The sequence below is a fragment of the Stenotrophomonas sp. PE591 genome, from assembly GCF_018320795.1.
GTDB classification, from domain to species: domain Bacteria; phylum Pseudomonadota; class Gammaproteobacteria; order Xanthomonadales; family Xanthomonadaceae; genus Stenotrophomonas; species Stenotrophomonas maltophilia.
Map to the genome: position 1 here is coordinate 834918 of NZ_JAAOKO010000002.1, position 12858 is coordinate 847775.

At 65.9% G+C, this 12858-nt stretch carries 15 protein-coding genes; 9 read left to right on the forward strand and 6 right to left on the reverse strand.

The annotated features are described in order from the left end of the window. Positions 1–42: 42 nt before the first annotated feature. A complete protein-coding gene (locus tag JLDANKMP_RS09230) occupies positions 43–699 on the reverse strand; it encodes a hypothetical protein (protein WP_249336833.1) in 657 nt (218 codons plus the stop codon). Between the two features lie 274 nt (positions 700–973). Here JLDANKMP_RS09230 and JLDANKMP_RS09235 point away from each other — a divergent pair, with 274 nt between their 5' ends. After that, positions 974–1480 carry an N-acetyltransferase gene (locus JLDANKMP_RS09235; RefSeq protein WP_012480627.1) on the forward strand — a complete coding sequence of 169 codons (507 nt, stop codon included), beginning with the start codon at positions 974–976 and terminating at the stop codon, positions 1478–1480. A 22-nt stretch (positions 1481–1502) separates the two neighbouring features. Here JLDANKMP_RS09235 and JLDANKMP_RS09240 read toward each other — a convergent pair whose 3' ends face one another. The 3 genes from JLDANKMP_RS09240 to JLDANKMP_RS09250 all read right to left on the reverse strand — a co-directional run bounded on the left by JLDANKMP_RS09240 (position 1503) and on the right by JLDANKMP_RS09250 (position 3039). Then, positions 1503–1709 (reverse strand): hypothetical protein, encoded by a 207-nt coding sequence (locus tag JLDANKMP_RS09240; RefSeq protein ID WP_005410107.1) that lies wholly within the window; start codon positions 1707–1709, stop codon positions 1503–1505. Positions 1710–1765: 56 nt separating this feature from the next. Beyond that, complete coding sequence (locus JLDANKMP_RS09245) at positions 1766–2203, reverse strand: acetyltransferase (RefSeq protein WP_212560939.1); 438 nt, start codon at positions 2201–2203, stop codon at positions 1766–1768. A 68-nt stretch (positions 2204–2271) separates the two neighbouring features. Further along, positions 2272–3039 carry an NAD(P)H-dependent oxidoreductase gene (locus JLDANKMP_RS09250; protein ID WP_212560940.1) on the reverse strand — a complete coding sequence of 256 codons (768 nt, stop codon included), beginning with the start codon at positions 3037–3039 and terminating at the stop codon, positions 2272–2274. Between the two features lie 78 nt (positions 3040–3117). Between JLDANKMP_RS09250 and JLDANKMP_RS09255 the strand changes: the two genes are divergently transcribed. The 5 genes from JLDANKMP_RS09255 to JLDANKMP_RS09275 all read left to right on the forward strand — a co-directional run bounded on the left by JLDANKMP_RS09255 (position 3118) and on the right by JLDANKMP_RS09275 (position 7026). After that, entirely contained in the window at positions 3118–3477 is a 360-nt protein-coding gene (locus JLDANKMP_RS09255; RefSeq protein WP_005410104.1) for a helix-turn-helix domain-containing protein, read from the forward strand. A 75-nt stretch (positions 3478–3552) separates the two neighbouring features. After that, a complete protein-coding gene (gene tadA, locus JLDANKMP_RS09260; RefSeq protein WP_005410103.1) occupies positions 3553–4077 on the forward strand; it encodes a tRNA adenosine(34) deaminase TadA in 525 nt (174 codons plus the stop codon). A gap of 75 nt (positions 4078–4152) precedes the next feature. Then, positions 4153–4725 (forward strand): oligoribonuclease, encoded by a 573-nt coding sequence (orn, locus tag JLDANKMP_RS09265; protein ID WP_005413827.1) that lies wholly within the window; start codon positions 4153–4155, stop codon positions 4723–4725. A 170-nt stretch (positions 4726–4895) separates the two neighbouring features. After that, positions 4896–5771: an EcsC family protein gene (locus JLDANKMP_RS09270; RefSeq protein WP_005413826.1), complete on the forward strand. Its 876-nt coding sequence runs from the start codon at positions 4896–4898 to the stop codon at positions 5769–5771. A 139-nt stretch (positions 5772–5910) separates the two neighbouring features. Next, positions 5911–7026: an alkene reductase gene (locus tag JLDANKMP_RS09275; protein ID WP_212560941.1), complete on the forward strand. Its 1116-nt coding sequence runs from the start codon at positions 5911–5913 to the stop codon at positions 7024–7026. Between the two features lie 134 nt (positions 7027–7160). Here JLDANKMP_RS09275 and JLDANKMP_RS09280 read toward each other — a convergent pair whose 3' ends face one another. Both JLDANKMP_RS09280 and ppsA read right to left on the reverse strand, forming a co-directional pair. Continuing rightward, the gene (locus tag JLDANKMP_RS09280; protein WP_005410099.1) at positions 7161–8057 is read right to left on the reverse strand and encodes a mechanosensitive ion channel domain-containing protein; all 897 of its coding nucleotides are present in this window, start codon (positions 8055–8057) and stop codon (positions 7161–7163) included. Positions 8058–8208: 151 nt separating this feature from the next. Next, positions 8209–10587, reverse strand: a complete 2379-nt coding sequence (ppsA, locus tag JLDANKMP_RS09285; protein ID WP_044570462.1) for a phosphoenolpyruvate synthase — start codon at positions 10585–10587, stop codon at positions 8209–8211. 144 nt (positions 10588–10731) lie between these two features. Here ppsA and JLDANKMP_RS09290 point away from each other — a divergent pair, with 144 nt between their 5' ends. From JLDANKMP_RS09290 to JLDANKMP_RS09300, 3 genes are all read left to right on the forward strand, one after another. Further along, positions 10732–11553 carry a pyruvate, water dikinase regulatory protein gene (locus JLDANKMP_RS09290; RefSeq protein ID WP_049444639.1) on the forward strand — a complete coding sequence of 274 codons (822 nt, stop codon included), beginning with the start codon at positions 10732–10734 and terminating at the stop codon, positions 11551–11553. 168 nt (positions 11554–11721) lie between these two features. After that, complete coding sequence (locus JLDANKMP_RS09295; RefSeq protein ID WP_032966899.1) at positions 11722–12231, forward strand: DUF1249 domain-containing protein; 510 nt, start codon at positions 11722–11724, stop codon at positions 12229–12231. Positions 12232–12272: 41 nt separating this feature from the next. Beyond that, the gene (locus JLDANKMP_RS09300) at positions 12273–12761 is read left to right on the forward strand and encodes an 8-oxo-dGTP diphosphatase (RefSeq protein WP_005410095.1); all 489 of its coding nucleotides are present in this window, start codon (positions 12273–12275) and stop codon (positions 12759–12761) included. Positions 12762–12858 lie beyond the last annotated feature (97 nt).

Consider the following 12858-nt stretch of genomic DNA (forward strand, 5'->3'; position numbering starts at 1 on the left):
GTCGGCCTCCTGGTGTGTAGGGGGAAATGTGGCACTGGCAGCTCACGGCGAGAGCTGCCGCACAGTGGTTGTGGTTGAGAACAGCGCGTCGCGCAGCTCTTCCTTGTACTCCGACGGACTCTCCCTGCCGCTGGCAGGGTAATTGGCAGCAAGCGCCGCGCGAGGATAGGCAACCTTCGGATAGTGGAGAGTCAACGGTGAACCTGCGTCCATGCGATCCTTTTTGAGAAACGTCAGAAAGCGGGTATTTGCGGTGTCGCCAGTCGCACGCAACATCGCACCGACACCCGTCAGCATCCAATGGCAGACGCCACGTCCGTAGTAGTCCTCGTCCTGCATGCGGTCGAGGTAGAACGTGCCGCGGTACTCGTTCTCGCCCACCTGGCGCAGCGCGATAGGTTCCTGGCTGGTGATGCGGCCCGCAGTGCCCGTTGCAGGCACGATCCGTCCACACGCTGCATAGTTGCTGGCGTCGTATTGGGCCACGCCCTCGACCATTGCGAACGGGCCCGGCGCGTCTTTCAGTGTCAGCACCAGCTCGTAGCCCTGCTGCGGTGACGGGTTGAGCTTGGCCAGGCCGCGTCCACCTGCGGCGACGTCACGCTCTGCGTCCGCGTAAGGCGAGCAGGCCGTCAGCGCCATCAAGAGGCCCATCGGTACCAGATGGCGTCCATCGCGTGTCGGCGTGGCTACATCCATGGCGGCATCCTGCATCGTGCGTCCGTGTCCATATATCCTTCCCTGGTGACAGGTTTATCGATTATGGAGTGTTCTGGAAACCTGGCGCCAGCTACGGCAAGGTGTCGGTGACGGAATTTTGACGCATTCAGCGTTCGGGAGCGTCGCCGAATCGATTGCGGCACAGGCGATTCGGGGTTGGCCAGGCGATTGCGCTTCGCGTTCGACATTTCGCCGCCAATTTGTGACAACGGTCGCCAATTCACGCGACTCTCACGCAAGCGAGCATTACGCCATGAACTACACCATCCGTGCCGAAGCCATTGATGATCACGCCACCCTCCATGCACTCACCGAGGCCGCATTCCGGAACGCTGCGCACAGCAGCCGTACCGAGCAGTTCATCGTCGACGCCCTGCGCGCGCGCGGGGAGCTGAGCGTTTCGCTGGTGGCCGAGATGGACGGGAAGGTGATCGGCCATGTGGCGGTGTCGCCGGTGACGATCAGCGATGGCAGCACGGGCTGGTTTGGCCTGGGGCCGATTTCGGTATTGCCCGCCTGGCAGGGGCAGGGCATCGGCGCGGCCCTGATGCATGCCGCACTTGAAGCACTGCGTCAGCAGGGCGCACATGGCTGTGTATTGCTGGGCGAGCCGGCCTATTACGGTCGCTTCGGCTTCTGTGCCGAGCCGGGCCTGGTGCTGCCGGGTGTGCCGCCAGAGTACTTCCAGGCACTTTGCCTGCAGCCTCCGTTGGCACAGGGCGAAGTGCAGTACTCACCGGCCTTCGAGGCGACGGCCTGATCCGGGCCTGGCACGTTTCTGCTCAGGGCGCGCGCCAGACGGTCGGTTCGGGTTGCGGCTTCGGAATGCGGTAACCGCCGATGTGTTCAAGCAGTTCATTGGTACGGCGCTGCTCGACCAGTACTTCACGCAGCAGGTTGCGCACGGCGAAGATGGCGAACGGCACCAGGATCCAGACCAGGCTGATGCCCAGCGCAAACAGGGTCAACAGGGCTTTTGCACCATCCATGCGGCATTCCTTGGTCGAAAGCAGCCACGCTAGCACGTGGCTGCTGCCGACGGATGTCAGCCGTTGTGCCGAAGGTGGATCAGCGGATAGGGACGGCCTTGCGAATCCAGCGGTGAACGTCCGGTTTCGACGAAGCCCATGCGCAGGTAGAAGCCGACCGCCTGTGCGTTCTGTTCGTTGACGTCAGTACTCAGCTGCGGATGCTGGGCCAGTGCGCGCTGCAGCAGTTGCCGGCCGATGCCGGTGCCACGTACGTCCGGATCGATGAACAGCGCTTCTATGTGCGTGCCATCGATCAGCATGAAGCCCAGCGGCCGATCCTGCGCATCGACAGCAATGGTCATCGGCGCCTGCGGCAGGAAACCGGCGACTTCGGCATCGATGGCCTGGCGGTCTTCGGCACTGAGGAAGTCGTGGGTGGCGTCGACGGCGCGGCGCCAGAGGTCGACAAGAGCGGCGCCGTCGTCGGCGCGAGAGGGGCGGAGGGTGGTCATGGGTTCGCCAAGGTGCTTGCAAAGAGTGCGTAGTATGGCGCGTCCCGATCCAGCGCGCAGATGTGGATTCATCCGGCGTTGCGATGGCGGATGAAGGGGCTGTAGGTAGTGGCCTCCGCGCGCAGCGCAATGCCGTCCTCGAAATCGCTGCTGTCGTTGAAGGGCACGGTGGGCCACTGCGGCCATTGCGCCAGGCGTTCGCGGTAGTGGTGGGTTGCTGCAGCGAGTGCCTCGTCGTGGGCCTGCACGCGCTCCGGTGCCAGCCCGGAACGCACGCCGTGCACCACGTGCGGTTCCATCACGTCGAAGCCGACGTAGCGCAGGCTGTACATCAAGGGCCACAGCAGCAACCGGGTATCTCCCTCGCGGCCGTCGACTGCGCAGGCCCGTGCCGATGAGCCGGTGGTGACGCTCAGCAACGCACGCTTGCCGCGCATCGCTCCGTGCTCGTGACGCAGGCGGCTGTTGTACATCGGCCCGTACACCAGTACGCGATCCAGCCAGCCCTTCAGGATGGCCGGCGCCGCGAACCACCACAGCGGGAACTGCAGGATCAGCAGATCTGCGGCCCGCAGCAGTTTCAGGTGACGTTGCACATCGACGGGCAGCTGGCCCTGCTCGGCGCTGTGCCGCTGTTCGCGTTGGGCGTCGAAGTGGCCGGGATGCAGGCGATGCGGATGGTGGTCAGCCGCTTCCAGCGGATCGAAGCCCTCCGCATACAGGTCGACCACGTCCACCTGCAGCGCGTCATGCCGCAGTTGCTCGGCGGCTTGAGCGGCCAGATGTGCATTGAAGGAGCGGGGCTCGGGGTGGGCAAGCAGGATCAGGGCGCGCATGGGGCGAGGTGTTCGAGGAGTGTGCGACCATCCTCGCGGTGCCGGCATGCGCCGGCAATTACGCACCTTGAGGTAACCATGGCCTTTCCCGGGGATGTCTATGCCGCCGACTGTTCGGCACGCGATGCGCTTGCGCTGATTTCAGGCAAGTGGGTGATGCTGCTGCTGCCGGCATTGGCGCAGGGCCCGCTTCGCAACGGCGCGTTGCTGCGGAAGATCGAAGGCATCTCGCAGAAGGTGCTGACCCAGACCCTGCGCCAGCTGGAGCGCAATGGGCTGGTCGAGCGGTGTGACCGGGGCAGCAAACCACTGCATGTGGAGTACCGCCTGACCGAGGTCGCGCGCGGCCTGGTCGAGACGCTGTCCGCCCTGGATCGCTGGGCCGAGCACAACTTCCCGGCGCTCGATGCGGCCCGCGAGCGCTTCGACGCGCGCTAGCGGCGCCTGCACGGCCCCGGGCGTACAATGCGCCCCCGGCGGCCATCCTGGCCCAGTTGAAAAGCGAGAACCGCCATGACCGATGTCCTGGGTGTACCGGTGCATGACGCCGATGAACACTGGATGCGCCATGCACTGGCCCTGGCCGAGCGCGCGCAGCGTGAGTTCGACGAGATTCCGGTCGGGGCGGTGCTGGTGGGCGCCGACGGCCAGCTGCTGGGCGAGGGCTGGAACCTCAACATTGCCTCGCACGACCCCAGTGCGCATGCCGAGATCGTGGCCATGCGGGCCGGTGGGAAGCTGCTCGCCAACCATCGCCTGCTTGGCAGCACGCTGTACGTGACCTTGGAGCCATGCGCGATGTGCGCGATGGCGATCGTGCATGCGCGCGTTTCGCGCCTGGTCTACGGCGCCAGCGACCCCAAGACCGGTGCGTGCGGCAGCGTGTTCGACCTGCTCGGCGATGCCCGCCACAACCACCGGGTCGAGATCCACGGGGGGGTGCTGGCCAAGGAAGCCAGTACGCGCCTGACCAATTATTTCCGCGCCAAGCGTGGCAAGCCGCCGCTGCTGCTGGAAGACCACGTCGGCGAGGGCTGAGGGGCGAACGGGTATGATGGGCGCCTCTTTCCTTCACCGGTAGGCCGCGCGCCTGCCCAGCAACGAGGCGACACAATGGCGGACACCGGCGCGGCCAACGAACGACTGATCTGGATCGACCTGGAAATGACCGGGTTGGACACCGACAACGATTCGATCATCGAGATCGCCACCGTGGTCACCGACGCCCAGCTGAACGTACTGGCCGAAGGTCCGGAATTCGCCATCCATCATCCGCTGGAAACGCTGGAGGCGATGGACGAGTGGAACCGCAACCAGCATCGTCGTTCGGGCCTGTGGCAGCGCGTGGTGGACAGCACCACCACCCTCGGCCAGGCCGAGGCGCAGACGGTGAACTTCCTGGCGCAGTGGATCCCGGCCGGCCTTTCGCCGATGTGCGGCAACTCGATCTGCCAGGATCGCCGCTTCCTGCACCGCCAGATGCCGCGCCTGGAGAAGTACTTCCATTACCGCAACCTGGACGTGTCCACGGTGAAGGAACTGGCCAAGCGCTGGGCGCCGAGCGTGGCCGCCGGCGTCGGCAAGAACAGCAACCACACCGCGCTGAGCGACGTGCACGACTCGATCGCCGAGCTGCGCCATTACCGCCAGTTCATGGGCGCGCTGTCGGGCTTGCCCACGGCCTGAACAACAACGCCGGGCAAGGCCCGGCGCGACCGGGTGACACGCGAACTGGTAGTGCCGGCCGCTGGCCGGCAAGGCGTCGGGGCCGAACCCCTTTCCCGCGGCAAGGGCTCTGACCCCTCTGTCGTGCCTCGCGACGAACCGTTCAACTCCCTGGCGCTAAGATCGGCGCCATGAACGAGCCCATCCTGCTCCCCCGCGATATTGCCCACGACGCCCGCGACTGGTCTGACCTGCAGCGGGCGGTGGCCCTGCTGGAAGCGCCGACCCTCACCGCGCGCATGGCCAACCTGGTCGGCACGCCGCTGGAGTTCGCGGTGAAGGCGCTGCCCAAGGCGGTCTCCGGCCGCATACACGGTGCGGTGCAGGCGGCGCTATCCAAGTCCGCGCAGGCGGCGCTGTGGAGCATGGACAACTCGCCCGGCAAGGGAGCGTCGACCCGTTGGCACAAGCTGGCGGCAGCCACCTCGGGGGCGGTCGGCGGGGCCTTTGGTTTCGCGGCCTTGTTCATCGAACTGCCGGTGTCGACCACCATCATGATGCGTGCCGTGGCCGACGTGGCCCGCAGCGAGGGCTTCGACCTGTCCGAGTTCAGCACCCGGCAGGCGTGCCTGGAGGTGTTCGCGCTCGGTGGCAACTCGCCGCGCGACGACGCCAGCGAGACCGGCTACTACCTGGCCCGTGGCTTCACCACCGACGTGATGCGGCATCTTTCGGCCGAACTGGCTGGGCGTGTGGTGACCGGCCGCGACCTGACCCTGGGCGTGGCACCGAAGGAAGCTGGAAAGCTGCTGGCGAAGATGGTGGAAAAGGTGGCGGCGCGCTTCGGCGTGGTGGTCACCGAGAAATTCGCCGCACAGGCGGTGCCGATCGTCGGTGCTGCCGCCGGTGCAACACTGAATACCATGTTCACCGACTACTACCAGGACATGGCGCGCGGCCACTTCATCGTGCGCCGGCTGGAGCGCAAGTACGGTGAGGATGTGGTGCGCGCCTGCTATGACCGCGTGGCGCATGGTGCGGTAAGGATCGAGCCAAGGCTGGAGTAGAGCCACGCCATGCGTGGATGAGCCCTCGTGGCGGGTGATCCTTGCCTCGAGGGAACAATTGTTTTGCCAGTGCATGCCTGTTGCCTGGCAGCCGGCATCCCCATCCTTTGCGGCACTCCCCCCGCAAGAGATTGCCGCCATGATGTTCACCCCCCACCGCCTGGGTGCGTTGACGCTGCCCAACCGCATCGTGATGCCGCCGATGACCCGCTCGCGCGCCGCCGATGGCAACGTCGCCACCGCGGAAATGGCCGCCTACTATGCGCAACGCGCCAGCGCCGGCCTGATCGTCAGCGAAGGTACCCAGATCAGCCAGCAGGGCCAGGGCTATGCCTGGACCCCGGGCATCCACAGCGCCGAGCAGGTGCAGGGCTGGCGGCAGGTGACCGATGCGGTGCACGCCGCCGGTGGCCGCATCTACGCCCAGCTGTGGCACGTCGGCCGTGTCTCGCATGTGGCCCTGCAGCCCGATGGCGCGGCGCCGGTGTCTTCCTCGGCATTGCTCGCCGAAGGCGTGAAAGTGTTCGTCGACCCGACAGGGGCGGGCCCCGAAGCCGGTGTGGGCGAGATGATCCAGCATTCGATGCCGCGCGCGCTGCGCGAGGACGAGATTCCGGGCATCGTCGCCGACTACGCGCAGGCTGCGCGCAATGCGCTGGCCGCAGGATTTGATGGTGTGGAACTGCACGGCGCCAACGGCTACCTGATCAACCAGTTCATCGACTCACAGGCCAACCAGCGCACCGATCGTTACGGTGGTTCGCTGCAGAACCGTCTGCGCTTCCTGCGCGAGGTCGTGCAGGCGGTGGTCGAGGTTGCCGGTGGCGAGCGTGTGGGCGTGCGCTTGGCGCCGCTGACTACGCTGCAGGGGGCGGTGGACGATACGCCGCAGGCGACCTATCTGGCTGCCGCACACCTGCTCGGTGAGATGGGGGTGGGCTACCTGCACATTGCCGAGGCCGACTGGGACGATGCACCGCCGATGCCGGTGGCGTTCAAGCAGGCGCTGCGCATGGTCTACCCGGGCACGCTGATCTACGCCGGCAAGTACACCGCCGAGCGCGCCGAGCAGGCACTGGCCGAAGGCTGGGCTGACCTGATCGGCTTCGGCCGGCCGTTCATCGCCAACCCGGATCTGCCCGAGCGCCTGCGTACGGGTGCGGCGCTGAATCCGCCGGATCGCGCCACGTTCTTTGGCGGTGGCGCGGAGGGTTTCACTGATTACCCGGCGCTGGAAGAGAGCGTCGCTGCCTGATTCTGGAGGCTGCCGGCCAGCGGCCGGCACTACCAGGGTGCGCGGGGCAGGGTAGTGCCGGCCGCTGGCCGGCATTTCAATGTCGTATCGCCGATGGGTGGGTGCCGACCGTTGGTCGGCACTACCGGCATGGATCACGGCTTGTCGCGCACCAGCGCATCGGCCTCGACCACACCGCCATCCTTTCCATGCAGGTACAGGTGCATGTCCTGCTGCGGGTACGGGATGTTGATGCCGGCCTTGTCATAGCCCAGCTTCAGCTGCTCCAGCAGCGTGACCTTGGTGCCGAACCAGTCGGCCGACTTCACGTAGCAGCGGATGCCGAGGTTGATGGCGTGTGCGCCCAGCTCGTAGACCACCACGTCCGGTGCGGGGGTCTGCAGCACGCGCGGGTCGGCCTTCATCAGCGCCAGCGCGGTGTCGCGTGCCAGCTGGATGTTGTCTTCGTAGCCGATGCCGATCACCAGTTCGACGCGGCGCGTCGGCTCGGCGGTGAGGTTGATGATCGGCGCGGCGGTGATCAGCGTGTTCGGAATGGTGGTGTGCTGGTTGTCGGCGCCGGTAAGCACGGTCTGGAAGATGCGCACTTCGCGCACCGTGCCAGTCTGGCCGGCCACGGTGACCACATCGCCCACGCGGAACGGTCGCAGCGTCACCAGCATCACGCCCGAGGCGATGTTGGACAGCGAATCCTTCAATGCCAGACCGACCGCCAGGCCAGCGGTGCCGAGCACGGCCAGCAGCGGGGTGATCTGCACGCCCAGCGTGCCGATGGCCAGCACCACCACGATCACCAGTGAGGCGGCATACACCACGTTGCGCAGGAAGCTTCCCAGCATGGGGTCCACACCCATGCGCGCAGTGGCGCGCGGCATTGCATTGGACAAGCGACGTGCCACCCACAGGCCCACCAGCAGCACCACGATCGCGGCCAGCAACGGCACGCCGTAGGTTTCCAGCAGGCGTTCCCAGTCGAGCGAGTGGAACCAGGGCGTTGCGGCGGGGGCGGCGGGTGCTGCTGCGGCGATCATGCGGAAGTCCTTTGCTGAGAAACGGTGTCTGCGTGGGGCAGGGCGTGCGTGCACGCCAGAAACACGAAGCCCCGCAGAGGCGGGGCTTGCATGCAGCAGCAGTATCGGCCGACGCCGATGAACACGACGTCAGCCCGTGGCCATCACGGCATCAGCCGTTGGCCTTCAGCTTGGCCAGGCGCAGCCAGGTATCGACCACGGTGTCCGGGTTCAGCGACACCGACTCGATGCCTTCCTGCATCAGCCATTCGGCCAGATCCGGGTGATCGGACGGGCCCTGGCCGCAGATGCCAACGTACTTGCCCTTGGCACGTGCTGCCTTGATCGCCATCGACAGCAGCTTCTTCACTGCCGGGTTCCGCTCGTCGAACAGGTGCGCAACGATCGAAGAGTCGCGGTCCAGGCCCAGGCTCAGCTGGGTCAGGTCGTTGGAGCCGATCGAGAAGCCGTCGAAGATCTCCAGGAACTCATCGGCGAGCAGTGCGTTGGACGGCACTTCGCACATCATGATGATCTTCAGGCCGTTCTCGCCCTGCTTCAGGCCGTTCTGTTCCAGCACCTCGACGACCTTGCGGCCTTCTTCCAGGGTGCGCACGAACGGAATCATGACCCACAGGTTGTCCAGGCCCATTTCGTTGCGCACGCGCAGCACGGCCTTGCACTCCAGCGCGAAGGCGGCCGAGAAGCTCGGGTCGACGTAACGGCTGGCGCCGCGGAAGCCGATCATCGGGTTCTCTTCGTGCGGCTCGTAGTTGCTGCCGCCGATCAGGTTGGCGTACTCGTTGGACTTGAAGTCCGACAGGCGCACGATCACCGGGTTCGGTGCAACCGAGGCGGTGAGGGTGGCGATGCCTTCGGCCAGGCGGTCGACGTAGAAGCTGACCGGATCACCGTAGCCGGCGATCTTCTCATCGATCTTCTTCTTGGTCGCCGCGTCCTGGCGGTCGTATTCCAGCAGTGCGTTCGGGTGGATGCCGATGTGGCTGGCGATGATCATTTCCAGGCGGGCCAGGCCGATGCCGGCGTTCGGCAGCTGGCCGAAGTCGAAGGCACGTTCCGGGTTGGCCACGTTCATCATGATCTTCAGCGGGGCCGGCGGCATGTTGCCCAGATCGGTGGTGGTGCGCTCGAAGCCGAGCTTGCCTTCGTAGATGAAGCCGGTATCGCCTTCAGCGCAGCTGACGGTGACCAGCTGGCCATCTTCAATGACCTTGGTGGCGTTGCCCGAACCGACCACGGCGGGCACGCCCAGCTCGCGCGCGATGATCGCGGCGTGGCAGGTGCGGCCACCACGGTTGGTGACGATGGCCGAAGCGCGCTTCATCACCGGCTCCCAATCGGGATCGGTCATGTCGGCGATCAGCACGTCGCCCGGCTGCACGCGGTTCATGTCGTCCAGCGTCTTCACCACGCGGGCCACACCCGAGCCGATCTTGGCGCCGACGGCACGGCCTTCGGCCAGCACGTTGCCGCCCTTTTCGGTCAGCGCGAAGCGCTCGATCTGGGTGGCGTGGCTGCGCGACTTCACCGTTTCCGGGCGCGCCTGCACGATGAACAGCTTGCCGCTGACACCGTCCTTGGCCCACTCGATGTCCATCGGGCGGCCGTAGTGCTTTTCGATGACCAGCGCCTGCTTGGACAGTTCCTGCACGTCCTCGTCGCTGATCGAGAAGGTGTTGCGCAGTTCGACCGGGGTGTCCTCGATCCTGACGCGCTCACCCGGAACATCCGAATACACCATGCGGATCGCCTTGCTGCCGAGCGAGCGGCGCAGGATCGCCGGCTTGCCGGCCTGCAGGGTGGGCTTGTAGACGTAGTACTCGTCCGGATTGACCGCACCCTGCACGACCATTTCGCCCAGGCCGAACGAAGAGGTGACGAACACCACGTCGCGGAAGCCGGACTCGGTGTCCAGGGTGAACAGCACGCCGGAGGAACCGACGCCCGAACGCACCATCAGCTGCACGCCGGCGGACAGGAACACGTCCTCATGCTTGAAGCCGTGGTGGACGCGGTAGGCGATGGCACGGTCGTTGTACAGCGAGGCGAACACTTCCTTGACCTTGTGCACGACATCGTCGGCACCGGTGACGTTGAGGAAGGTTTCCTGCTGGCCGGCGAAGGAGGCATCCGGCAGATCCTCGGCGGTGGCCGACGAACGCACGGCCACGGCCACGTCGCCGCCGCCGTTGTCGGCGCTCAGCTTGGCGTAGGCGGTGCGGATGTCCTGGTCCAGCTGCGGCTGCAGCGGCGCATCGATCACCCAGCTGCGGATTTCCTTGCCGGCGGCGGTCAGCGCGTTGACGTCCTCGACGTCCAGCGTGGCCAGCTTGTCGAAGATGCGCTTGGACAGGTCGTTGTGCGCGATGAAGTCCTTGAAGGCTTCAGCGGTGGTGGCATAACCGCCCGGCACCGAAACGCCCAGACCGGCCAGGTTGCCGATCATCTCGCCCAGGGACGAATTCTTGCCGCCTACGCGGGCCAGATCGGCCAGACGCAGTTCGTGCAACCACAGGATGTTCTCGTTCAAGCGCGATGCTCCGTTTGGCCATCGCCCGAGGCGGGCTGAGTGGCCGCGTCCGTAGGAAGAAGCCGATATGATGCCGGGCAGACCACTGTCGGCACAAGCTTGTGCTGGCGGCCTTTTTAAGCTTCGTAGGGGGTAAAAGCGCGCATGTCGACCATCCGCCCGGTGTTCTACGTTTCCGATGGAACCGGTATCACCGCTGAAACCATTGGACATAGCCTGCTCACCCAGTTCTCCGGGTTCAGCTTCATTACCGACCGCATGTCGTTTGTCGACGACCCCGAAAAAGCGCGTGAAGCCTGTGCCCGGATCCAGGCGGCGGGGGAGCGGTACCAGGTCCGGCCGATCGTGGTGAACTCCTGCGTGGACCAGAGCCTGAGCCTGATCCTGGCCGACAGCGGGGCGCTGATGCTGGACGTGTTCGCACCGTTCATCGAGCCGCTGGAGCGTGAACTGGCCAGCCCGCGCCTTGCCCGGGTTGGCCAGGCCCACGGCATGGTGGACTTCGACACCTACCACCGCCGCATCAATGCGATGAACTTCGCCCTGACCCATGACGACGGCATCGCGGTGAACTACGACGATGCCGACGTGATCCTGGTGGCGGTTTCGCGCGCCGGCAAAACGCCGACCTGCATCTACCTGGCCCTGCATTACGGGGTGCGCGCGGCCAACTACCCGCTGACCGACGAGGATCTGGAAAGCGACCGCCTGCCGCCGCGCCTGCGTGCCTACCGGCGCAAGCTGTTCGGCCTGACCATCGACCCGGACCGCCTGCAGCAGATCCGCCAGGAGCGCCGCCCGAACTCGCGCTACGCCAACCTGGACACCTGCAAGCGTGAGGTGGCCGCGGCCGAGGTGATGTTCCAGATGGAGCGGATTCCGACCCTGAGCACCACCCACACCTCGATCGAGGAGATTTCCAGCAAGGTGCTGGCCACGTTGGGGCTGCAGCGCGAGCTGTATTGATCCGTGCGCCACGACCAACGGTCGTGGCCTACCTCCGGGGCGATGACCCTCCTGCGCGGGGGCATCGACCCTCCTGCACGGTGGGTATCGACCGTTGGTCGATACCGAGCCCCTTTGGTCGGGGTGATCCCGCCCCCACGTTGAAGCACCAACGTGTAGGATCGACCCATGGCCCGAGCCTTGCCCCGCACCGAACGCATTCCCCGCCTGAGCCGGTTGAGCTGGCTCATGGGCCTGTACGCGGAAAACTACCGTCACCTGGTGCGCCTGTTCGAACCGGCCGGACTGGTGGCGGGCAGCTACATCTCCTCGATCGGCGACGGCCTGGATGTTCGCCTGGACGTGATCGAGTGCCACCGCTACACGGTGGAACTGCGCCTGACCTACGATCTGGCCGACCCGGTCACCGGCGAGCCGGATCCGTCAGCCTATGTGCGCCTGTACCGTGACGCGCGCCAGGCCGAGACCACCCACTGCTACGTGGGCCGTCGCTGGCAGGACACCATGGGCCTGTACCCGCCGCCGGCGGAACTGATCAGCCACCGCATGCGGATGAACACCTTCCTCGGCAAGTGGCTGGAATACCTCGCCGAGCGCGGCCACGGCGTGGCCACCCTGCGCCGCGATCCTGATGGCGCCACTGCGGCTGCCGAACGCCGCCTGTCGCTGGTGCGCTGATCGGCCATAATCCACGGCTGACCTGCCGCTGGATGCTGCCCATGCCGTACACCCCGATCGTCGCCACCCTGGGCTACGTGCTATCGCCCGATCGTCGCCAGGTGCTGATGATCCACCGCAACACCCGGCCCGGTGACCACCACCTGGGCAAGTACAACGGGCTGGGCGGCAAGATCGAACCGACCGAAGACGTTGCGGCAGGCATGCGCCGCGAAATCGCCGAGGAAGCCGGCATCGACTGCACTGGCATGCGGCTGCGCGGCACCATCAGCTGGCCGGGATTCGGCAAGCATGGCGAGGACTGGCTGGGCTTCGTGTTCGTCATCGACAGTTTCGAAGGCACCCCGCACGGCGGCAACCATGAAGGCACGCTGGAGTGGGTGGACCTGGACAAACTGGATACGCTGCCGATGTGGGAGGGCGACCGCAACTTCCTGCCACTGGTGTTCGACGCCGACCCGCGCCCGTTCCACGGCGTGATGCCGTACAAGGACGGCCGCATGGTCAGCTGGTCCTACAGCCGGCTGTAACCCGGCGAATCGGGAGGGGGGGGCGATCTTTCGAGTGGGGATCAACCTTCCAGGTGGGTGCCAACCTTGGTTGGCACGCTCTTCCGGCTGATTAATA

What these genes read in the sequence shown, in the direction of transcription:
- JLDANKMP_RS09275 (WP_212560941.1), top strand. Translation starts at nt 5,911, where the DNA reads ATGATGTTCACCCCCCACCGCCTGGGTGCGTTGACGCTGCCCAACCGC.
- JLDANKMP_RS09300 (WP_005410095.1), top strand. Translation starts at nt 12,273, where the DNA reads ATGCCGTACACCCCGATCGTCGCCACCCTGGGCTACGTGCTATCGCCC.
- JLDANKMP_RS09290 (WP_049444639.1), top strand. Translation starts at nt 10,732, where the DNA reads ATGTCGACCATCCGCCCGGTGTTCTACGTTTCCGATGGAACCGGTATC.
- JLDANKMP_RS09295 (WP_032966899.1), top strand. Translation starts at nt 11,722, where the DNA reads ATGGCCCGAGCCTTGCCCCGCACCGAACGCATTCCCCGCCTGAGCCGG.
- JLDANKMP_RS09270 (WP_005413826.1), top strand. Translation starts at nt 4,896, where the DNA reads ATGAACGAGCCCATCCTGCTCCCCCGCGATATTGCCCACGACGCCCGC.
- JLDANKMP_RS09250 (WP_212560940.1), bottom strand. Translation starts at nt 3,039, where the DNA reads ATGCGCGCCCTGATCCTGCTTGCCCACCCCGAGCCCCGCTCCTTCAAT.
- JLDANKMP_RS09280 (WP_005410099.1), bottom strand. Translation starts at nt 8,057, where the DNA reads ATGATCGCCGCAGCAGCACCCGCCGCCCCCGCCGCAACGCCCTGGTTC.
- orn (WP_005413827.1), top strand. Translation starts at nt 4,153, where the DNA reads ATGGCGGACACCGGCGCGGCCAACGAACGACTGATCTGGATCGACCTG.
- JLDANKMP_RS09245 (WP_212560939.1), bottom strand. Translation starts at nt 2,203, where the DNA reads ATGACCACCCTCCGCCCCTCTCGCGCCGACGACGGCGCCGCTCTTGTC.
- JLDANKMP_RS09240 (WP_005410107.1), bottom strand. Translation starts at nt 1,709, where the DNA reads ATGGATGGTGCAAAAGCCCTGTTGACCCTGTTTGCGCTGGGCATCAGC.
- JLDANKMP_RS09255 (WP_005410104.1), top strand. Translation starts at nt 3,118, where the DNA reads ATGGCCTTTCCCGGGGATGTCTATGCCGCCGACTGTTCGGCACGCGAT.
- tadA (WP_005410103.1), top strand. Translation starts at nt 3,553, where the DNA reads ATGACCGATGTCCTGGGTGTACCGGTGCATGACGCCGATGAACACTGG.
- JLDANKMP_RS09235 (WP_012480627.1), top strand. Translation starts at nt 974, where the DNA reads ATGAACTACACCATCCGTGCCGAAGCCATTGATGATCACGCCACCCTC.
- JLDANKMP_RS09230 (WP_249336833.1), bottom strand. Translation starts at nt 699, where the DNA reads ATGGATGTAGCCACGCCGACACGCGATGGACGCCATCTGGTACCGATG.